The sequence below is a fragment of the Photobacterium sp. genome (assembly GCF_057456235.1).
Genome location: NZ_JBVCPH010000012.1, coordinates 119,906 through 141,227 on the forward strand (window position 1 = coordinate 119,906; position 21,322 = coordinate 141,227).

Here is a 21,322-nt window from a genome sequence, read left to right on the forward strand (position 1 = left end):
TTACTCGACACTGTGGCCTGAAAAGATGCCGTCGAGGTGAAATTGCATTATGATAGCTGTCATTTATCGGGAATGCTTGTAAAAAGCGCAACCAAATAGCTATGCGCCACAAACTGAATACAGGAACGTTTAATTCGATGTCATTAACCTCCCGCAGCTTACTTGCCACCATGATCAGCCTGGCTCTTTATGGCCCGGCACTGGCAGATGAAACTCCAACCCAGAGCGACGATGTCAATGATGCGTTTTCTGTAGCTGACCAAAAAACGGATGCGCTTGAACTGGTGCGCGGTATCTGCATCGCCCCTCAGGATCGCTCTGCTGATCCCAATAATGAGCCAATCAAAGTCACCGCCGATCATGCAGAAGCAAAAACTAACACCAAAATGACTTACTCTGGCGATGTGGTTGTCCAGCAAGGCCACCGGACGATGGCGGCAGATATGGCGACATTACGTCAGCCGGAAAATATCGTCACGGCGGAAGGCAATGTCTATTTCCATGACGGTGGTATGGAAGTCTACTCCGATCGCCTCCAAAGCAACCTCGACAGTGAAGATGCCGAAATGGAGAACGCGGTCTATAGCATGACCTGTGAAGCCGGTCGGGGGGAAGCAAGCCGGATCAGCAAGAAAAATGTTCTGGGAACCCAGTTCTACCGGATGAAAGACGGAACCTATACCACCTGCCCGACTGACGATAAGAGCTGGCGCTTTGCTGCGACCACATTGGAGCGAGAGGGGGAGTCACCTTTTGCTGACTTGTACAACGCCCGCTTCGAAGTGCTTGATGTGCCTGTTTTCTATTTACCTTATTTAAGAGTGCCGGTAGGCAAAGAGCGTTTAACCGGCTTCTTGTACCCGTCTCTCAGCTATGGCTCCCGTGATGGTTTCGAGTTTGAAACACCGTTTTACTGGAATATTGCCCCGAATTACGACATGACCATCACTCCTAAGTACATGAGTAACCGCGGCCTGCAACTTAATTCCCAATTCCGTTACCTGAATGAATTTGGCCGCGGCCAGTTAAGCGGCGAGTACCTTGGTGATGATAAAATCGCACCGGAAAAAGATGCCCGCTGGGCCTTTAACTGGTCTCACACCGGGACTTACCGAAGCCACTGGCTATTTAAGGCCGATTACAGCAAAACCAGTGACTTCAGTTATTTCAATGAAATCGATTCCAGCATCGGTAAGCGCGAAGATAACAACCTGTTGCAGACCGGAGAGGTCTCTTACCGCGAGCAGAACTGGGATTCAACGTTAAGGGTGCGTGATTTCCAACCGTTAACCTCAACCGGCGAAGGAACGCAATATCGTCTGATGCCCCAGCTGGAGTTTAACTACTACCGCCCGGATCTGCCTTACGGCTTCGATTTCTCGATGGCCAGCCATCTCAGCCGTTTTGAAAATGATTCAAACGCTAAGCCCTCGGCCGATCGTGTTCACCTCGAACCGAAGCTCACACTGCCCTATTCAACGCCTTGGTGGTCTATCACTTCAGAAACTAAGCTGATGTACACCTATTACAATCAAGACTTTGATAACTCGCTCACAGGTTTATCAACGCTTGACGAAACGGCTTCGCGGACAGTTCCAAGTGTACGTATCCACAGTGGGCTCTACCTGGAACGGGACACCGCCTTTTGGGGTAACCGTTATACCCAAAGCCTTGAACCGCAGATCCAATATCTCTTTGTACAGAACGTTGACCAGTCAGGTATCTATAACCCGGTAACATACTCTGGTGGTGGTTATGACAGTACCCGCCTGCAACAAGACTACTACGGCCTGTTTAGTGACAAAATATATAGTAGTGTTGATTACATTGCTCCGGCAAACCAATTTACCCTTGGCGCCTCGACTCGTTACTTTGACAATAATTTCAGGGAACGATTTACCCTGTCGTTAGGTCAAATCTTTTATATCGAGAAACCAACATTTGATGGTACCAGTGAAGATGATGCGGAAAGTTATTCGGCAACAGCATTAGAAACTGAATTTAACTATGCCGATTGGCTCTTCTTCAAAAGCTCCATGCAATATGATGCGAGTGATCGAAAGGTGCAGCTGGCCAGCGGAGCAATTGAATACCGTACCGGAGGGGTTTATATTCAGCCAAACTACCGCTACGTCTCTAGCAGCTACCTGGACCGATTCGTCGCCAATCCAAACGCTGCCGATGATAGTGGCAAACAGGACGGTCTTTCTCAGCTCGGCCTGTCAACAGGTATTCCTCTTTACGAGGGCTTGAGCCTGCGTGCCGACTATTTCCATGATCTGAATGTCAATAAAATGCTGGAAACCCAGGTAGGCTTGACTTACACCTCTGCTTGTTGGCTTATCGGTCTGACTTATAACCAGTATGCATCGAGTTCTTTAGGGGCGGAGAACACCCAATACGAGGATAACATAACATTATCCTTCAGCTTGCTCGGCCTGCAGGGCGCAAAACCTCTGGGTTACAGTACTGATACGGGTAATGCATTGTCGTACGGTAATTCATTCTCTTTAAATAATTAACCCAATTACGGCCATAAGTCGTAATTGCAACACAGATGGAACGTAAATGAAAAAGTGGAAGTCTTCTCTGTTAGGCCTGGTTATCTGGAGCCTCGCAGCCGGCAGCATTGCTGCCCCCAAGGAAATGGACAAGGTCGTGACGCTGGTTAACAACAGCGTGATCCTGCAAAGCGATGTCGATGCCATGCTTAAAACGGTACGCATCAATGCCGCCGAACAAAATCAGCCTTTGCCTTCTGACGAAGTCCTGACTGAACAGATCATGGAAAAGCTGATCCTTGAGGCCCTACAGCTGCAGCAGGCTGAGCAATTTGGGATCCGAATCGACGATACCCGCCTTGATCAGGCGATTGCCCGAATCGCCCAAGAGCGGCAAATGACGGTTCCCCAACTGCAGCAAGAACTGGCTTCAAACGGCATCGGTTATTCAATGTTCCGCGAGCAAATGCGCCGTGATATGACAGCAAGCGAAGCGCGTACCATTCAGGTTCGCCGCCGCATCAGTATTTTGCCACAAGAGGTAGACACGCTGGCAGAGCAACTTAACAAACAAAATCTCCAAAGTGTACAGTTCAACATCAGCCACATTCAGCTTCGGGTCGAAGACGGTGCCAATAAGGCACTGCGCGAAGAAACGGAAAAGCAAGCTCAGCAGCTGGTGAATGAACTCAAGCAAGGCGCCGACTTTGCCAGCCTCGCTTACCGCTACTCAAAAGGCCCGAAAGCACTGCAAGGTGGCGAATGGGGATGGATGCGCCAGGAAGAGATGCCAACCATCTTTGCCGATCAGATCAAATCAAATGGCAAAGGCGCCATTATCGGTCCTTTCCGGAGCGGTGTTGGCTACCATATTATGAAAATCAACGATGCCAAAGGGTTAGAAACGGTCTCGGTCACCGAAGTCAATGCACGCCATATTCTGTTGAAAACTTCGGTCATTTTAAGTGATGACGGCGCACAACGTCAGCTGAAAAATGCGCGCAACAAGATCCTGGCGGGAGAGCAGACTTTTGCCGACGCCGCTCAGTCACTGAGTGCCGACCCGGGCTCGGCGGCCAACAAAGGTGAACTGGGATGGCAGACTCCTGACATTTATGTGCCTGAATTTAAAGATAAAGTGGAAAGCCTGCCAACCGGCACTATCAGTGAACCCTTTAAAACCGTCCATGGCTGGCACATTGTTGAAGTATTAGAACGCCGTAATGTTGACCGTACTGATGCCGCAGTCAAAGACCGTGCTTACCGTATTTTGTTCAGCCGTAAGTTCAACGAAGAAGCTCAGGCGTGGATTCAGGAATTACGCGCCGGTGCTTATATCGAACAATTAGGAGCTGACAATGAGTAAGGTTAAACGCATCGCGATCACACCGGGAGAACCTGCTGGTATCGGCCCTGATTTAGTGATTGCTATCGCCCAGCAGAACTGGCCACATGAACTGGTTATTTGTGCTAACGCCCAGCTTATGGTAGAACGTGCAGCCCAATTGGGATTACCGCTGGAAGTAAGAGTGTATGATGCCTCACTTCCCGCGCAGCCGCATCAGGCTGGCACCATGGTTGTCACTGACCACGATCTTAAAGCACCAGTGACGCCTGGTGAGCTAAAGGAACAAAATGGTCACTACGTACTACAAACGTTAGAGCGAGCTGCTCAGGGGTGCTTGAGTGGCGAATTTGCGGCATTGGTAACAGGCCCTGTTCACAAGGGTGTGATTAACCGTGCTGGTGTGGCATTCAGTGGCCACACCGAGTTTTTCGCCCAGCAAGCGGACACAGCGCAAGTTGTAATGATGCTGGCGACTGAAGGCTTGCGGGTGGCGTTAGTGACGACGCATATCCCTTTGGCTTATGTTTCCAAAGCGATAACAGAAGAGCGGCTGCAACAAGTCATCCGCATTTTACACGCGGATTTAGTCAGTAAATTTGGTATTAAACAGCCCAAAATTTACGTTTGCGGCTTAAATCCGCACGCCGGTGAAGACGGCTGTCTGGGCAGAGAAGAAATCGACATCATTTCTCCGGCCTTAGAGCAGCTTCGCCAACAGGAAGGAATGAATCTGGTAGGCCCATTGCCTGCCGATACTATCTTCCAGGATAAATATCTGGCCGATGCAGACACTGTATTGGCTATGTATCACGATCAAGGGCTGCCAGTGCTGAAATATAAAGGCTTTGGTAAATCGGTCAACATTACGTTAGGTCTGCCCTTCATCAGAACTTCAGTAGATCATGGTACCGCACTGGAACTCGCAGGTACTGGACAGGCGGACACGGGTAGCCTTTGGACAGCGCTATCACACGCCCTCAAATTGGTAGAAAAACAAGCATGAGCAGCGATCAAGTCCACCTGGGTCACCGCGCCCGTAAGCGCTTTGGCCAGAACTTTTTGAACGACCCGTATATCATTGATGGCATTGTATCTGCCATCAACCCGCTGCCAGGTCAAAACCTGGTTGAAATTGGCCCGGGTCTGGGTGCAATCACCGAGCCTGTCGGCAAACTGGTCGATAAATTTTCAGTTATCGAGCTGGATCGCGATCTGGCGGAACGCTTACGCAACCACCCTGATTTGGCTCATAAGCTAACGATCCACGAAGGCGATGCCATGCGTTTCGACTTCACCCAGCTGATCAAGCCGAACAACAAGCTGCGTATTTTCGGTAATCTGCCGTACAACATTTCCACGCCATTGATGTTCCACCTTTTTACTTTTCATGAAAATGTGCAAGATATGCACTTCATGTTACAAAAAGAGGTGGTCAATCGTTTAGCGGCGGGGCCTGGCTGCAAAGCGTATGGTCGCCTGACCGTCATGGCTCAGTACTACAGCAAAATAATGCCGGTACTGGAAGTGCCGCCAGAGTCATTTACACCAGCACCAAAAGTGGACTCTGCGGTTGTACGCCTGACGCCATATGAAACCCTGCCCTACCCATGTACTAATCTTAAATGGTTAGATCGTGTGTGCCGTGAAGGTTTTAATCAGCGCCGTAAGACAATCCGCAACTGTTATAAAGCGCTGTTCAGCGTCGAAGAACTGGAGAACCTGGGAATTAACCCGGGATTACGTCCGGAAAATATCACGGTTGAGCAGTTCGTTGACATGGCAAACTGGCTGGATGCCAACCATAAAAACGCATAAGCGCATAGGTTGGGGTTTGGCTGAACAAAGAAAGGAAGCATGATTTTGAGTACTAACGCCACCCCAACCATCAAATGCAGAGTGGTTACTCACTACCTGGAAGACCAATCTGAACCTGAGAATCAGCGATATGTGTTTTCGTACACCATCACTATCAGTAATCTCGGGCAGGGAACGGCTCAGTTGCTGAGCCGTCGCTGGCTGATCACAGATGCCAACGGCAAAAAATTAGTGATCGAAGGCGAAGGTGTCGTCGGCGAGCAGCCTGAAATTGCTGCCAACGAAGAATACACCTATACCAGCGGTACTATCATTGAAACCCCTCTGGGAGTCATGCAGGGTCACTACGTCATGAGTAATGAGCTGGGGGATGAATTTATTGCCGAGGTTGCTCCCTTCCGACTGGCTATTCCCAATATTCTTCATTAAGGAACCGTATGGCTACCTACCTTGTCGGTGACATTCAAGGTTGTTTCGACGATCTCTGCCACCTGCTTGATCAGGCCCGATTCGATCCTGAATGTGATGAATTATGGCTGGCTGGTGATCTCGTCGCACGGGGGCCTAAATCGCTTGACACCTTACGGTTTGTGAAAGCGCTTGGCTCCCGGGCAACAACAGTATTAGGCAATCACGATTTGCACTTACTCGCCATTGCTAATGGCATCGCCAAGCCGAAAGCCAAAGACAAAATTCAGGCCATCTTAGATGCTCCCGACAGTGCCGAGCTGCTCGACTGGCTCCGGCGACAACCGTTACTCGCCGAACACCCGTCCTTACCTTTCGTCATGGCTCATGCCGGTATTCCCCCGCAGTGGGATCTTAAGCAAGCCCATCAGCATGCACGGGAAGTTGAAAGCTGCTTGCAGTCTGCAGATTATCTCTGGCTACTGCAAAACATGTACGGCAATGGTCCTGACCTCTGGACTCCCGAGCTGAAAGGCATCGATAAGTACCGCTTTACCATTAATGCCTTCACCCGTATGCGCTTTTGCTATCCGGATGGCAGGCTGGATATGGCCTGTAAACTCCCCCCCGATCATCCTGACACCGGTGAACTGCTTCCTTGGTTTAGCCTTCCCCGCTCACAACCATTAGGGAAGAAGATCATTTTTGGTCACTGGGCCGCGTTATCCGGCTACGAAGATAACACGGTGATAGGTCTTGATACGGGATGTGTATGGGGAAACAGCATGACGTTATTACGCTGGGAAGACGATGCCAGATTTGAAACCGCTTGTCCGGTATATGCATAGGAGAGAAAAGAGCCGAGGAGCTAGGGACGAAAACTCTCGCCCCTCGAGACTCTTAACTCGACGCTCGCTCTAATATCGTAAAGCGCATGTTGTGGGCATTTTTGTCATCGGCAGCATAATCTTTGCTGTAGGTTTCCAGCCAGTTATTGCCCCAGTCAGGAAAACAGGTATCTCCCTCAACCACCAGATCAATAAAAGTCAGATACAGGCGATCAGCCGCCGGCAGGCAGGCCGCGTAAATACTGCCACCACCGATAACCATCAGCTCCTCTACATCACCCGCCGCACTCTTGGCTGCATCAATGTCAGCAACCACGGTCACCCCTTCAGCGGAAAATTCAGGATTACGGCTGATCACGATATTATGACGGCCCGGCAGCGGACGTCCAATCGACTCAAAAGTCTTGCGTCCCATCACAATGGGTTTGCCTAATGTCGCCTGCTTAAACCAGGCAAAATCTGCAGGCAGATGCCATGGCATCGCATTGCCTTTACCGATAACACGATCTTTCGCCATCGCTGCGATCATACTGATCTTCATCACTTCCCCTGTTAACCGCCACCAGAAATAAAATGTTATATCACCGGCCGGCGACGATAAAACAATAGTCCCGGCATTGCCAGCCCTATCGCCAATGCCGCGACAATAAATACCGCCTTGATAACATTTTCCATCATCAGTACCCACAGCTCCTGACTAAAGCCGCGATGATTTATTTCGACTAATGCGATCATGGCTTTAAAGGCAAACACTCCCGGAACCATAGGGATCATCGCCGCAACGGTAAAGACCTTCGGATGGGCCAGAAAACGGTGCGACCAGTGCACACCAATCATCCCGACCATCGTCGCGGCACAAAACGTTGCCCATTCAATCGGCACTCCAAAATGCATCAAGACAAAGCGGCCACCATGACCCAGCGCCCCGCCGATAGCACAGTATTTCAGCGCTTTCTGCGGAACATTAAAGACCAGAGCAAAACCAACCGCCGGGATCATCGAAAAAAACATGTCATTGAGCAGTGCAAGCATAAAGGCTAAATCGATCATGACAGCCACCCCCATACGCCCAGCACATTCATTGCGGCCACAATACCGGCACTGGTTGATAATGTCAGTAAGCTGGCTATGGTCCAGCGGGCAATCCCCATATTCGAAAAGCCTTTGACCATATCTGAAACCGCATTGATTAACGGAAAACCGGGGACCAGCATTAAGACTGAAGAAGCCATCGCCAGAAACGGGGTTTCGCCAATCTGATAAACCTGACCCATGCCTGAAATTAAGGTCGTCACAAAAGCCGTCACGCCGAAATTCAGTAATGGATTAAAGTGAGCGTGGGCTATCTCCTGACGCACAAACATCCCGACCGAGGATGCCACAAAGGTCAGCAGGAAAACAGGCCAGTCTCCCCCAGCCAAGCGGCTGAAGGATGCACAGGATAAACCGATCATCACGATAACCAGAACACGGTTGTAACGCAGGGGTTTAATCTGCTCTAAACGCTGATGGACACCATCCACATCAATGACTCCGCGCTCAGCCATGATGCAGACTCGTTGAATTTCCGTCACCACTTGCATGTTAATACCGCGATCCTGACAGCGGCGAGTCGTCGTAATACAGCGGCCATCGTGCAATGTCGTCAGCACCATCGAACTGGCCGATAACGACACTTCAACGCTCTCAACGCCCAGCGCTAACCCCAACCGCGTGGTGACATCCATCACCAGCGTGCTTTCAGCGCCATGCTGTAATAGCCTTTGTCCTGCTGCAACCGCCAGACGGGACACTTCCCTCTGCTCTGGCTCTGACAGCTGCTTTATCCCTCTCACCATTAATCTTCCCTCTGTCTCATCTCTACATCAAGCCTAACGGGCATCCCCTTGCCCTCGGGGATTATTCAGTAACAGCTGAAGATTATCAATCATTTCGCCCGGCCATCATTGGCCATGAATTATCAGACAAATTTACTCTGGCAGTGTTGATTAGACACAAAAAAGCCGCTCATAGGAGCGGCTCATTATCTTGGAAAGGCATGAATTATGGCTTGTAAATGATCTCTACATCATAATCATCTTCGTTCCAGTCATCCCAATCGTCGTCATCGTCATCATCTTCCGCTTTTTTGATTTGCTCAGCGTGATAATCGTCCCACTTGAATTCGACTTTCTCTTGTTCTACCGCTTCTTCTTCGAACGTTACTTTTGGTAACTGCTCAATGAATGCCATCAGATCATAGGTAAGCTCTTTCGTGCCCATACGATTGAGGCCAGAAATACAGTAATAGTCACCTTCCCAGGCAAGTGCGCCCAGGATCTCATCGATCTTGGCTTGCGCATCTTCTTCTGATAACAAATCCACTTTATTGAAGATGATCCAACGAGGTTTATTCGCCAGCTTCTCGCTGTACTTATCCAGCTCATTCAAAATTGTGAATGCATTTTCAACCGGATCTGAACCATCGGCAGGCAACAGATCAATCATATGCAGAAGAATACGACAGCGTTCAAGGTGTTTAAGGAAACGAATCCCCAAGCCAGCGCCATCCGCCGCCCCTTCGATCAGGCCTGGAATATCTGCTACAACGAAGCTGCGGTCAGAGTCGACACGCACCACACCCAAGCTAGGAACCAGGGTTGTAAACGGGTAATCCGCCACTTTTGGGGTTGCCGCAGAAACCGCACGAATAAAGGTTGATTTACCTGCATTCGGCAGACCCAGCATACCAACATCCGCAAGCAACAATAGCTCAAGGCGCAAGTGACGGATCTCACCTTTGGTTCCCATGGATTTCTGACGCGGCGCCCGGTTTACTGACGATTTATAACGGGTATTGCCTAAACCGTGGAATCCGCCTTTTGCGGCCATGACCTTCATACCGTGCTGTGTCAGGTCAGCAATGATTTCACCGGTCTCTTCATCAACCGCACGCGTCCCGACAGGAACACGTAAGATACAATCTTCACCGCGTTTACCGGTACAGTTACCGCCACGGCCATTTTCGCCGCGAGGGGCTGAGTGAAAACGCTCAAATCGATAATCGATCAGGGTATTAACGTTTTCATCGGCCAATAGGTATACGTCACCGCCGTCACCGCCGTCACCGCCATCAGGGCCGCCTCTTGGCACATATTTTTCAGTACGGAAACTAACGGTACCATTACCACCATCACCGGCATCAACTCTAATTACCGCTTCATCTACAAACTTCATATCTTTCTCCGCACAGTGGCGTTCAATATCTCAATCTGATCAATCATCAAATTGTTCAGATTGCTATTAATCTATTGTAATGGACCTTGGCTATTTGTGCTGACGAATAATTTTATGCCCAATCGCACGGAACATGGCACTACTCACCACAACCATAGCACCAATATAACCCAATAGATTAAGGGCTGCGGCGGCAACAAACTGTGGCCAAATCAGACTAGCAAGATCACCAAATATTATCGTAAACAAGGGAGCTAAAGTGATCCCCGCGCTCACTTGCGAGGCTTGCCAGCGCGCCATTGCTTCTGTAGGGTTTTGGTTAAACGTAAACCCTCAAAACATAAAAAGCCCCGCCAGTTGGCAGGGCTTTAAGATTCGTTACGAGACTGAATTTATTCAGCTTCGATAGTTACGAATTTACGGTTTTTAGGACCTTTAACTTCGAACTTAACTTTACCGTCAGTTAGTGCGAATAGTGTGTGGTCTTTACCGCAGCCTACGTTAGTGCCAGGATGGAATTTAGTACCACGCTGACGAACGATGATGTTACCTGCAAGAACAGATTCACCACCGAAACGCTTAACACCTAGACGTTTGCTTTCTGAATCACGGCCGTTATTAGTAGAACCGCCAGCTTTTTTATGTGCCATTTTTTAAATTCTCCTAATTATTAAGCGCTGATGCCAGTAATTTTGACTTCAGTGAACCACTGACGGTGGCCCATTTGCTTACGAGAATGCTTACGGCGACGGAACTTAACGATTTTAATCTTATCGCCGCGACCGTGCGTAACAACCTCTGCAGTCACTTTACCACCCGCAACGAATGGTGCACCTACAGTTACTTCTTCACCGTTGGTTACTAGAAGAACGTTGTCAAATTCAACGCTAGCGCCTGTTTCAGCGTCTAGTTTTTCCAAGCGTAAGGTCTGGCCTTCGCTTACTCGGTGTTGCTTACCACCACTTTGGAAAACAGCGTACATGTCTTACTCCGCTTTTCCGCATAGGCCATCTGCCACGTTATATTTTGGGCAACGGGTATGCGCTTAATCTTGTCATCAATAGGGCGCGAATGTTACGTGAAAACGGTGCTTGTGGCAAGCCATTATACAAAGAAAATTGGTGAAAAGCTGTTCAGCAGAACAACTCTCTGATCTGTAGTAATTAGAGGTTGTGAAGAAAGGGATATTTTAGTGTAAGATCCTATGACAAATTCGAATAACCTTTCCGCCTTAGCGGCCAATAATTTTGCTGGATGTATAATGGATTTTAAAGCTATCCAAGCGCTCACCGCCAATGATATGGCGGAAGTTAACGCGAAGATAAAAGCACAACTGAACTCAGATGTTGCTCTGATTAATCAACTCGGTTTTTACATTGTCAGCGGCGGAGGTAAGCGTCTGCGCCCGATGTTAGCGGTTCTTGCTGCCCGAGCGCTGAATTACGAAGGGGATAAACACACGACAGCAGCCGCTTTTGTTGAATTTCTTCATACTGCAACCTTGCTTCACGATGATGTGGTTGATGAGTCGGATATGCGCCGAGGCAAGAAAACCGCTAATGCCGCATTCGGCAACGCCGCCAGTGTCTTGGTTGGTGACTATATCCATACCCGTTCATTTCAGATGATGGTCAGCCTACGATCTTTAAGGATCTTGGATGTTATGGGCGATGCCACTAATGTGATCGCCGAAGGTGAGGTGCAGCAATTAATGAACTGCAATGATCCTGACATCACCGAAGAGAGCTACATGCGGGTGATCTACTCAAAAACGGCACGCTTATTCGAAGCCGCAGCACAAATTGCTGCCATTATTACGGACTCGCCGAAACAGATTGAAACCGCCCTGCAGGATTATGGCCGTTATTTAGGGACAGCTTTCCAGCTGATCGATGATGTGCTGGATTACGTTGCTGATGGCAAAGAGATGGGGAAAAACGTCGGCGATGATCTTGCTGAAGGTAAACCGACTCTGCCGTTGCTACATGCTATGCGCCATGGTAACGCTGAGCAGGCTGTAATGATTCGCGAAGCTATCGAAAAAGGGAATGGTTTAGATAAACTTGAACCAATTCTGGCTTGTATGCGCGAGACGGGCTCGCTGGAATACACCCAGCTGCGCGCCGAAGAAGAAGCCGATAAAGCAATTACTGCGCTGGCGCCAATACCAGAATCAGATTACAAAGAGGCCTTAGTTGCGCTTGCACACCTTGCCGTGCAACGCAATAAATAACCCCTTAGACGCCTGCGCTGATCCCGTTTGCCGATCACACCTCTCAGCAGGCTTTCCCCTCCCCAGCCCTTTCTTCCCACAAAGGATCCTCCGGTTGATCTATAGTTAATATATGGATCATCTTTGCCCTGAGCAATATTTGGAGACCGTGATGCAAGCTAAAGATCTGAAAAAAGGGATGTGGGTGGAATGCCCGCAAGGCGTGGTAGAGATCATTGAAGTTGATCCAGACCATAATTCTGCAATTGTCGAAAATATGCATGATCATTCGCGCAGCACTGTTAATTGCGATGATATTCAGGAACAACCACAACTGCATACAGGTTGTAATATTTACTACTAACATAGCCTTTTCTATCGGTAGCTGCTCGATATAAAGCGCCACACTGAATACACAAAAAAGCGGCTAAAATGCCGCTTTTTCAGTTCACCGTATCACGATTATTTAGCGGCGAATTCTTCACCAAGCGCGATATCGGATGACAAAGTATCCAGCATGCTATCAAGTGCTTCCTGTTCGAATGCACTCAGCTTACCGTAATCCATCACCTCTTCAACGCCCTCTGTACCTAGCAGTACCGGTTGCGCAAAGAAACGGGCATGCTTACCATCGCCTTCAACGTAAGCGCATTCAACAATACCTTTTTCACCCTGTAGTGCGCGGACCAATGCCAAACCAAAGCGACATGCTGCCTGACCCATAGAAAGGGTGGCTGAACCACCGCCTGCTTTGGCCTGAACAACTTCTGTACCCGCGTTCTGAATGCGAGGTGTCAATGCTTTGATTTCTTCTTCCGTAAACTCAACACCTTCAACCTGAGACAAAAGAGGAAGAATAGTGACGCCAGAGTGGCCACCAATCACCGGCACTTGGATCCCACTTGGATCTTTTCCTTTCAACTCGGCAACAAATGTCTCTGAACGGATCACATCAAGGGTTGTCACGCCAAAAAGTCTGCGCTTATCGTAAACACCGGCTTTTTTCAGTACGTCAGCGGCAATCGCAACTGTCGTATTCACAGGGTTAGTAATAATACCGACACAAGCTTTTGGACAAACAACAGCAATTTTCTCCGCCAGTGCCTTAACAATACCGGCATTCACATTGAAAAGATCGGCACGATCCATGCCTGGTTTGCGCGCAACACCTGCAGAAATTAATACGACGTCAGCGCCTTCCAGTGCCGGTGTCGGATCCTCACCGCCATAACCTTTAATTGAAACAGGAGTAGGGATATGGCTCAGATCAGCCGCAACACCTGGCGTTACTGGAGCAATATCATACAACGCAAGATCAGAACCTGCTGGCAGACGATTTTTTAATAGCAGAGCCAATGCCTGGCCGATGCCACCAGCCGCGCCAATTACAGCAACTTTCATTTTCGTTCTCCTTTACGATAGAAGTATATTTTTCAGACCTATAGGTGACGTTATAGCAACCAATTGTTAAATACAATCAAACCCAATCAGCTTTGCGAAGTAACGCATAGGCCATTATAAAGCGGGCTATCTACGTGCAACAATCGGAATCGTTGCCGAATGATACTCAGATCGAAAAACCAACTGCAACAATCAGGTAATACCGATCTAAACAATTCTCTTGAGGATAAAGCCGGCTAAATAAATCCCCATTTTTTAAACGATAAAAGTGATTGAAACGGCAGTTTCCATGAACTCTGTTTGCTACTCACCAAGAGGTTATGCGAAAATATGCTACCTCGTCCCTGTACATAAAATTTACTTATGCGAAATTCAGACAAACAAGAACGTTTAATCAAAGCATTCAAAGCGATTCTAAAAGAAGAAAAATTCAGCTCTCAGGGTGAAATTGTTGATGCCTTGAAAGCTCAGGGGTTCGATAATATCAACCAGTCAAAAGTCTCTCGCATGCTGACCAAGTTCGGCGCAGTCCGAACCCGCAATGCTAAGATGGAGATGGTTTACTGCCTGCCTGTAGAATTAGGTGTGCCGACCACAACCAGTCCGCTGAAAGAGCTGGTAATGGAGATAGGCCATAACAACGCCTTGGTTGTAATTCAGACTGGACCAGGTGCCGCACAACTGATTGCTCGCCTTCTGGACTCTTTAGGTAAAGCCGAAGGTATTTTAGGGGTTGTTGCCGGTGATGATACTATTTTTATCACGCCAACTAGTGGCACCACCACCGAAGAACTCTTTGAGTCTGTCTGTGATCTTTTCGATTACAGTAACTAATGTGTTAATGGGGGGGCATCAGCTCCCTATTAAACGTGACAAAGCTCACAATCAGGAAATCTTATTATAACCGGTTCAAACCCAACCCAAACTATTGATAATAATAGTCAATAAATTAAAATCACCTCTAATCACCGGTGATTTCATCAACTATTTAGCAAATCTTTGTTAACGCAGTTTTAAATCCTTTCATCTCTTTTGCTATTATCTGCCTGATTTGCTTTCGCAATAGTGCCTTTTCCAACGATGGAAAAACATTTCTCCCTGGAGATAACAACAATAAGGAAAGGATTAACATGGCATTGAAACAACTAATTAAAATGAGTGCACTCGCAGCCGTTGTTATGACTGCTGGTATGGCCAACGCCCAGACTTTCATCACAATCGGTACCGGTTCAGTAACGGGAGTTTACTACCCTACTGGCGGTGCGATTTGTAAGCTGGTGAACAAAGATCGTAAACAGCACAATGTTCGCTGTTCCGTCGAATCGACCGGTGGTTCTATCTATAACGTGAACACCATGCGGGCCGGTGAATTAGACTTTGGCATTGTACAATCGGACTGGCAGTATCACGGCTATCACGGCACCAGTAAATTCAAGGATCAAGGCTCTTATAAAAAACTTCGCGCCGTTTTCTCACTTCACACCGAACCATTCAACATTATTGCCCGCACAGATGCAGGCATTAACAATGTCGAAGATCTAAAAGGCAAACGCGTCAATATCGGTAATCCGGGCTCGGGTGACCGCGCGACCATGGGTGTGGTCATGGAAGCGCTAGACTGGACTCAAGATGATTTCCAATTGGCATCTGAACTAAAAGGTTCCGAGCGTTCACAAGCACTGTGTGATAACAAAATCGATGCATTCATCTACATGGTCGGCCATCCAAACGGTTCAATCAAAGAAGCAACGACTTCTTGTGATGCTAAGCTCGTCTCTGCTACGGGACCGGCTATCGATAAAATTGTTGCCGACAACCCATACTACGCCAAAAGCACAGTGCCTGGCGGCATGTATAAAGGTACCGATAAAGACGTCAATAGCTTTGGTGTCGCTGCAACATTAGTGTCGTCTACGGATGTTTCTGACGATGTGGTTTACGCGCTAGTGAAGTCGGTATTTGAAAACTTCGATACCTTTAAGCGCCTGCACCCGGCATTTGCTAACTTGAAGCCAGAGCACATGGTTAAAGATGGCTTGTCAATTCCCCTCCACCCTGGGGCAATTCGCTACTACAAAGAAGTGGGTTATCTAGCAAAATAACCGCCCTTGACTACATTTAAGAAACACTCGTTGCGCCGCATCTGCGGCGCATGCTTTTTCACACGCCCATAGAATTACAACAAGCTAGGATGCTGCATGACGAAGACAACACAGACGTCGACAGATGTTCAAGAGATGGTAGCCCAGGCGGACACAGGGGCTAGAAACCCTGACGGCATTACGGGACGTATCTTATGGTTCGTTCCACTTTGCTGGTCTTTATTCCAGCTATGGTATGCCTCTCCACTGCCGTTCATTTTTAATTTCGCCATCTTAAATGATACCGAAGCCCGTTCAGTGCACCTTGCCTTTGCCATCTTTCTGGCTTTCACCGCTTATCCGGCACTGAAGCACTCACCACGGGATCGTATTCCTGCTATCGATTGGTTACTGGCGCTGGTCGGGAGCCTGTCGGCTGGCTATATCTATCTGTTTTACACCCAACTCGCCGAGCGATCTGGCGCTCCGACCCAGTTTGACATTATCGCCGCCGTCTGCGGAATGATACTGCTGCTTGAAGCCACTCGACGCGCCTTAGGCCCACCGTTGATGGTGGTTGCTGCTGTATTCTTACTTTATACCTTCGGCGGCCCTCATATGCCCGATGTCATCGCGCATAAAGGGGCCAGCCTGAATAAAACGATGTCACATATGTGGCTTACGACTGAAGGGGTCTTTGGCGTTGCCCTCGGGGTATCAACATCGTTTGTATTTCTGTTCGTACTGTTTGGCGCTATGCTGGAGCGGGCAGGAGCAGGCGCTTACTTCATTAAAGTCGCATTCTCCTTATTAGGTCATATGCGTGGTGGTCCGGCGAAAGCCGCCGTTGTCGCCTCGGGCTTATCAGGGCTGGTGTCGGGCTCATCGATTGCCAACGTCGTCACCACCGGAACTTTCACCATTCCACTCATGAAGCGTGTGGGATTTTCTGGTGAAAAAGCGGGGGCTGTCGAAGTTGCCGCTTCTACTAATGGCCAGCTAACACCACCTATTATGGGTGCCGCTGCATTCTTGATGGTTGAATATGTTGGGATCTCCTATGTGGAAGTCATTCGAGCTGCGATCTTACCGGCATTGATCTCATACATTGCCTTGCTATATATCGTTCACCTCGAAGCCTGTAAGGCCGGTATGACCGGTCTGCCGCGTCGTTATAACCCGACAATGGCACAAAGCTTATTATCCTTTGTCGGTACCTTACTCGGCCTGATAGTGATCAGTGGCGCGGTGTATTACGGTATTGGCTGGACGAAAGAGGCCTTTGGCGCGGCAGCAACACCGATGATTGGTGTACTTATTCTTGTGGCCTATATCGCTTTAATCAAAGTCTCGGCTAACTATCAAGACCACACCATGGAGAACCCGGATGAGGAGTTACTCGAAGTGCCGGAACCCGGGCCCACGATCAAATCGGGGCTGTACTTCCTGCTACCCATAGTTGTTCTGGTTTGGTGCTTAACTGTTGAGCGTTTCTCACCGGGCCTCTCGGCATTCTGGGCGACGATATTTATGATCTTCATTTTATTAACCCAGCGTCCATTATTGACAATGTTTAATAAAGAGAAAACATTAAAAGATGCCGCACGTGAAGGGGTTGATGATCTGTTAGAAAGTCTCGTTTCTGGCGGTCGCAACATGATCGGTATTGGTGTCGCAACGGCTGCCGCAGGTATTGTCGTCGGTGTGGTCACCCTCACCGGCATCGGTCTGGTCATGACTGACTTTGTCGAGTTCATCTCCGGCGGTAACATCATGCTGATGTTACTGTTTACCGCACTGATCAGCCTGATCCTGGGAATGGGCCTACCAACGACCGCTAACTACATCGTGGTGTCAACCCTGATGGCCCCCGTTATCGTGACGCTGGGTGCGCAAAGCGGACTGATTATCCCGCTGATCGCCGTTCACCTGTTTGTATTCTACTTTGGTATTCTGGCCGATGACACACCACCGGTAGGCCTTGCCGCCTTTGCCGCCGCCGCCATCGCCAAATCCGATCCGATCCGTACCGGTATCCAGGGGTTCACTTACGATATCCGAACCGCGATCCTGCCGTTCATGTTTATCTTCAACACCCAGTTGTTATTGATGGATATTGACTCCTGGTGGCATTTAGTCCTCACCATCGTTTCGGCTGTGCTCGCGATGCTGACCTTTTCTGCTGCCACTCAGGGGTGGTGGTTTACCAAAACCAAATGGTGGGAAGTCGCGCTCTTACTACTGATCACTTTCTCGCTGTTCCGCCCGGGTTACTGGTGGGACATGGTTTACCCAGCCAAGCATGAAATGCCAGGCATGCTCATTGCAGATGCAGCCGATAAACTGGACGTGGGTCAGCCGCTTGAGCTGCAAGTCCGCGGGGAAAACCTGGAAGGTAAGATCATTAGCAAACTTGTCTTATTACCCTTTGATGAAGATGCCATTGCGCCAGATGACCGGATCGCGTCAACCGGATTAATGCTCCGTCAAGACGGTGAAAAAATGATAGTTGATATGATCGAGTTCGGTAGTGCGGCAGAATTAGCAGGGATCGATTTTGACTGGGAGATCACAAAAGTCAGCCTACCCGCCGTACGACCGATGAAAGAATGGGTTTTTGTTCCCACTTTATTACTCTTAGGTGCTTTAGGATGGAACCAACGCCGCCGTGCTAAAGCTGGAATCATACAGTAAATGCACCCTGCATAGGTCTACACTCAATATTAGGGAGAAGTTATTCTCCCTAATTGAGCCCACACAGCTTAAGGGAATAATATGTTTAAACAAATTTTGGTTCCGGTCGATCTCAATGAACAGGGCTTCTCAGATAAAGCCGTTGAGATCGCGGTCTGGCATGCGAAACAATCCAATGCCACAATTCATCTACTGAACGTCTTGCCCGGCATTCACATGTCGATGGTGTCGAGTTATTTCCCCAAAGATGCCGCCCGAAAAATGAAGCAGGATGCTCAGCATCAGCTTAATCTTTTTGCTAAAAAATACATTCCGGATGACATTATCCATCATATGTATGTTTCTGAAGGAAAGGCCTGGACAACCATCTTAGAGCAAGCCAGCCGTGTTAGTGCTGATTTGATCATTATGCCTAGCCATCAACGATCGAAGCTGGATAAAGTTATGCTCGGTTCCGTTGCATCGAAGGTGGTTGAAAACTCCCCCATCAATGTCTTGGTGCTCAAACCACAAGCTCATTTAAAATAGCCAAAAACACAAAGCCCGCAGATGCGGGCTTTGATTTATTCCAGGGCTGATATCTGTGTTCATCAGGCTTAGACGTTGCGCTGATCATACCCCCAGCGCGGCACTAGGTCTTGTTCAATGCCAAGGTGATCAAGAATCCGTGCCACCATAAAGTCCACCATGTCTTCAATGGATTCCGGCTGATGATAGAAACCTGGCGCGGCCGGCATGATAGTCACGCCCATTTTTGACAGCTTCAGCATATTTTCCAGGTGCAGGGTCGAGAACGGTGTTTCCCGTACCACCATCAATAGCTGCCCCCGCTCTTTCATAACCACATCGGCAGCACGCTCTAGCAAATTATCAGACATACCATGCGCGACAGACGCAAGCGTTCCTGCAGAGCAGGGACAAACGACCATTTGTTTGGGCGCCGCCGATCCCGAAGCGACGGGCGAAAACCAATCTTGCTTGCCGCACACATCCAGCTTGCTGGCATCGCAGTTCAAATGTTTCACCAGCAACTCTTTCGCAGCAGCCGCTCCGCCCGGCAGTTTTAAACCATGCTCTGTTGCCAGGACCACTCTCGCGGCGGATGAAATCATCAAATAGACCTGATAGTCAGCGGCTAGAAGGCATTCCAATAAACGCAAGCCATACGGTGCTCCGGACGCCCCCGTCCAGGCAAGTGTAATGCGCTTATCTTTCATTTTATTTCCCTTCATTTTAGGTTACTTCACCGCGAGTCCAGCCAGTAACTTGTCATGTATACCGCCAAAGCCGCCATTACTCATCACCAGAATATTGTCGCCCTCTTTTGCTTCGGCTGTAATTTTTTCCACCAGCAGATCAAGATCATTTTCAGTCATCGCCGGCTGAGTACAGGAGCGGGTTATTTCCGCCACTGACCATGGAATCGTCTCCGGCTGGAATACGAACACCTGGTCGGCAACATTTAATGCAGGGGCAATATCGTCTTTATGCACACCTAACTTCATGGTGTTGGAACGAGGTTCTAACACCGCCAGGATCCGCTCATCACCCACTTTGGCCCGCAAGCCGTCCAAGGTTAACTTAATGGCTGTCGGATGATGGGCAAAATCATCATAGACCTTAATCCCCTTCACTTCGCCTTTGAGCTCAAGCCGACGTTTGGTATTGATAAACCTTGCTAACGAGTCGCAGGCAAGATCCGGCGTAACGCCAACATGGCGGGCAGCAGCAATTGCCATCAGGGCATTACTCACATTATGCTCACCCACCAAATCCCAGCGGACGGTTCCCGCTATGGCACCCTCAAAATAAACGTCAAACATACTGCCGTCGGCAATGTGCTTTTTCGCCATCCAGTGGCCATCCTCACCGGTATATTCCAACTCGCTCCAGCACCCCATCTTCAGGGTCTGCTGAATATTCTCTACACCTTTTGGTGCCAAAATCCTGCCATTGCCCGGTACGGTTCTCACTAAATGGTGAAATTGGCGCTGAATCGCTTTCACATCATCAAAAATATCGGCGTGATCGAACTCCAGATTATTCATAACTAGCGTCCGTGGTCGATAATGAACAAACTTAGAACGTTTATCGAAAAAAGCACTATCGTATTCGTCCGCTTCGACAACGAAGAACATACTTTCACCTAACCGCGCAGAAACGCCGAAGTTTCCGAGTACCCCACCGACCAGAAAACCGGGTTGATAACCACAATCGTCAAGGATCCAGGCCAACATGCTGGCTGTGGTGGTTTTACCGTGAGTACCCGCTACCGCTAAAACCCAGCGGTCATGCAATAAAAATTCCTGTAGCCACTGCGGACCAGAGGTGTAACGCAGGTTACGGTTAAGTACATATTCAACACAGGGATTACCACGGCTCATCGCATTACCGACCACCACTAAATCCGGAGCCGGTTCCAACTGTGATGGATCGTAACCTTGTATAATTTCAATACCTTGAGATTCAAGCAAGGTACTCATTGGAGGATAAACATTGGCATCACTGCCGGTCACTTTATGGCCCAATTGTCTGGCAAGAATGGCGGCACCGCCCATAAATGTGCCGCAAATACCTAAAATATGGATATGCATAATTCTCGGCTCACTGGCTAAATTCAGATGATTTCACGCTTTTGCGTTACTTCGTTACCATAAAAAAGATCTTTATATACAATTCTTTATATACAAAAAAGGTAACCCCCTTAAAACGGCTAACCACCATTATGGGTATATAATTGTCCGTGAGAGACATTGTACCTGAGATATCCGCCCCAAAGACAACTTGATGCAAGGATT

22 protein-coding genes are annotated in these 21,322 nt (G+C 48.7%); 12 read left to right on the forward strand and 10 right to left on the reverse strand.

Annotation, left to right across the window (positions count from 1 at the left end):
* Positions 1 to 137: 137 nt before the first annotated feature.
* Genes lptD through AC2204_RS14280 form a run of 6 tightly spaced genes read left to right on the forward strand, consistent with a single transcriptional unit; the run spans position 138 to position 6,920 of the window.
* Positions 138 to 2,522 (forward strand): LPS assembly protein LptD, encoded by a 2,385-nt coding sequence (lptD, locus tag AC2204_RS14255; protein WP_318926344.1) that lies wholly within the window; start codon positions 138 to 140, stop codon positions 2,520 to 2,522.
* 46 nt (positions 2,523 to 2,568) lie between these two features.
* On the forward strand, positions 2,569 to 3,867 hold the full coding sequence (gene surA, locus AC2204_RS14260) for a peptidylprolyl isomerase SurA (protein WP_318926345.1): 1,299 nt from the start codon (positions 2,569 to 2,571) through the stop codon (positions 3,865 to 3,867).
* The gene (gene pdxA / locus AC2204_RS14265; protein WP_318926346.1) at positions 3,860 to 4,852 is read left to right on the forward strand and encodes a 4-hydroxythreonine-4-phosphate dehydrogenase PdxA; all 993 of its coding nucleotides are present in this window, start codon (positions 3,860 to 3,862) and stop codon (positions 4,850 to 4,852) included. Before surA ends, pdxA begins: the two co-directional genes overlap by 8 nt.
* Positions 4,849 to 5,664: a 16S rRNA (adenine(1518)-N(6)/adenine(1519)-N(6))-dimethyltransferase RsmA gene (gene rsmA / locus AC2204_RS14270; protein WP_318926347.1), complete on the forward strand. Its 816-nt coding sequence runs from the start codon at positions 4,849 to 4,851 to the stop codon at positions 5,662 to 5,664. Before pdxA ends, rsmA begins: the two co-directional genes overlap by 4 nt.
* Positions 5,665 to 5,703: 39 nt before the next feature.
* Entirely contained in the window at positions 5,704 to 6,093 is a 390-nt protein-coding gene (gene apaG / locus AC2204_RS14275; protein ID WP_318926348.1) for a Co2+/Mg2+ efflux protein ApaG, read from the forward strand.
* An 8-nt stretch (positions 6,094 to 6,101) separates the two neighbouring features.
* A complete protein-coding gene (locus AC2204_RS14280) occupies positions 6,102 to 6,920 on the forward strand; it encodes a symmetrical bis(5'-nucleosyl)-tetraphosphatase (protein WP_318926349.1) in 819 nt (272 codons plus the stop codon).
* Between the two features lie 52 nt (positions 6,921 to 6,972).
* On the opposite strand, the gene folA is transcribed toward AC2204_RS14280, so the two are convergent.
* From folA to rplU, 7 genes are all read right to left on the reverse strand, one after another.
* On the reverse strand, positions 6,973 to 7,461 hold the full coding sequence (gene folA, locus AC2204_RS14285) for a type 3 dihydrofolate reductase (RefSeq protein ID WP_318926350.1): 489 nt from the start codon (positions 7,459 to 7,461) through the stop codon (positions 6,973 to 6,975).
* Between the two features lie 35 nt (positions 7,462 to 7,496).
* Positions 7,497 to 7,970, reverse strand: coding sequence for a threonine/serine exporter family protein (locus AC2204_RS14290; protein ID WP_318926351.1), 474 nt, complete (start codon positions 7,968 to 7,970; stop codon positions 7,497 to 7,499).
* Positions 7,967 to 8,758, reverse strand: a complete 792-nt coding sequence (locus tag AC2204_RS14295; RefSeq protein WP_318926352.1) for a threonine/serine exporter family protein — start codon at positions 8,756 to 8,758, stop codon at positions 7,967 to 7,969. The genes AC2204_RS14290 and AC2204_RS14295 overlap by 4 nt, the downstream gene beginning before the upstream one ends.
* A 205-nt stretch (positions 8,759 to 8,963) precedes the next feature.
* On the reverse strand, positions 8,964 to 10,136 hold the full coding sequence (gene cgtA / locus AC2204_RS14300) for an Obg family GTPase CgtA (protein WP_318926353.1): 1,173 nt from the start codon (positions 10,134 to 10,136) through the stop codon (positions 8,964 to 8,966).
* 90 nt (positions 10,137 to 10,226) lie between these two features.
* Positions 10,227 to 10,436 carry a hypothetical protein gene (locus AC2204_RS14305; protein ID WP_318926354.1) on the reverse strand — a complete coding sequence of 70 codons (210 nt, stop codon included), beginning with the start codon at positions 10,434 to 10,436 and terminating at the stop codon, positions 10,227 to 10,229.
* A 92-nt stretch (positions 10,437 to 10,528) separates the two neighbouring features.
* Positions 10,529 to 10,786 carry a 50S ribosomal protein L27 gene (gene rpmA, locus AC2204_RS14310; RefSeq protein WP_107285195.1) on the reverse strand — a complete coding sequence of 86 codons (258 nt, stop codon included), beginning with the start codon at positions 10,784 to 10,786 and terminating at the stop codon, positions 10,529 to 10,531.
* Between the two features lie 20 nt (positions 10,787 to 10,806).
* Complete coding sequence (rplU, locus tag AC2204_RS14315) at positions 10,807 to 11,118, reverse strand: 50S ribosomal protein L21 (protein WP_107285196.1); 312 nt, start codon at positions 11,116 to 11,118, stop codon at positions 10,807 to 10,809.
* Between the two features lie 279 nt (positions 11,119 to 11,397).
* Between rplU and ispB the strand changes: the two genes are divergently transcribed.
* A complete protein-coding gene (gene ispB, locus AC2204_RS14320) occupies positions 11,398 to 12,369 on the forward strand; it encodes an octaprenyl diphosphate synthase (protein ID WP_318926355.1) in 972 nt (323 codons plus the stop codon).
* 151 nt (positions 12,370 to 12,520) lie between these two features.
* Positions 12,521 to 12,712: a hypothetical protein gene (locus tag AC2204_RS14325; protein WP_318926356.1), complete on the forward strand. Its 192-nt coding sequence runs from the start codon at positions 12,521 to 12,523 to the stop codon at positions 12,710 to 12,712.
* A gap of 98 nt (positions 12,713 to 12,810) precedes the next feature.
* On the opposite strand, the gene mdh is transcribed toward AC2204_RS14325, so the two are convergent.
* On the reverse strand, positions 12,811 to 13,749 hold the full coding sequence (mdh, locus tag AC2204_RS14330) for a malate dehydrogenase (RefSeq protein WP_318926357.1): 939 nt from the start codon (positions 13,747 to 13,749) through the stop codon (positions 12,811 to 12,813).
* A gap of 363 nt (positions 13,750 to 14,112) precedes the next feature.
* On the opposite strand from mdh, the gene argR reads away from it, so the two are divergent.
* The 4 genes from argR to AC2204_RS14350 all read left to right on the forward strand — a co-directional run bounded on the left by argR (position 14,113) and on the right by AC2204_RS14350 (position 19,052).
* Positions 14,113 to 14,583 (forward strand): transcriptional regulator ArgR, encoded by a 471-nt coding sequence (gene argR / locus AC2204_RS14335; protein ID WP_318926358.1) that lies wholly within the window; start codon positions 14,113 to 14,115, stop codon positions 14,581 to 14,583.
* Positions 14,584 to 14,879: 296 nt separating this feature from the next.
* The gene (locus AC2204_RS14340; RefSeq protein ID WP_318926359.1) at positions 14,880 to 15,851 is read left to right on the forward strand and encodes a TAXI family TRAP transporter solute-binding subunit; all 972 of its coding nucleotides are present in this window, start codon (positions 14,880 to 14,882) and stop codon (positions 15,849 to 15,851) included.
* Between the two features lie 96 nt (positions 15,852 to 15,947).
* Positions 15,948 to 18,524 (forward strand): TRAP transporter permease, encoded by a 2,577-nt coding sequence (locus AC2204_RS14345; protein WP_318926360.1) that lies wholly within the window; start codon positions 15,948 to 15,950, stop codon positions 18,522 to 18,524.
* A gap of 81 nt (positions 18,525 to 18,605) precedes the next feature.
* Positions 18,606 to 19,052, forward strand: a complete 447-nt coding sequence (locus AC2204_RS14350; RefSeq protein WP_318926361.1) for a universal stress protein — start codon at positions 18,606 to 18,608, stop codon at positions 19,050 to 19,052.
* 68 nt (positions 19,053 to 19,120) lie between these two features.
* Here the strand turns inward: AC2204_RS14350 and AC2204_RS14355 are convergent, their stop codons facing one another.
* Complete coding sequence (locus tag AC2204_RS14355; protein ID WP_318926362.1) at positions 19,121 to 19,741, reverse strand: flavin prenyltransferase UbiX; 621 nt, start codon at positions 19,739 to 19,741, stop codon at positions 19,121 to 19,123.
* Between the two features lie 21 nt (positions 19,742 to 19,762).
* Positions 19,763 to 21,118: a UDP-N-acetylmuramate:L-alanyl-gamma-D-glutamyl-meso-diaminopimelate ligase gene (mpl, locus tag AC2204_RS14360; protein WP_318926363.1), complete on the reverse strand. Its 1,356-nt coding sequence runs from the start codon at positions 21,116 to 21,118 to the stop codon at positions 19,763 to 19,765.
* Positions 21,119 to 21,322 lie beyond the last annotated feature (204 nt).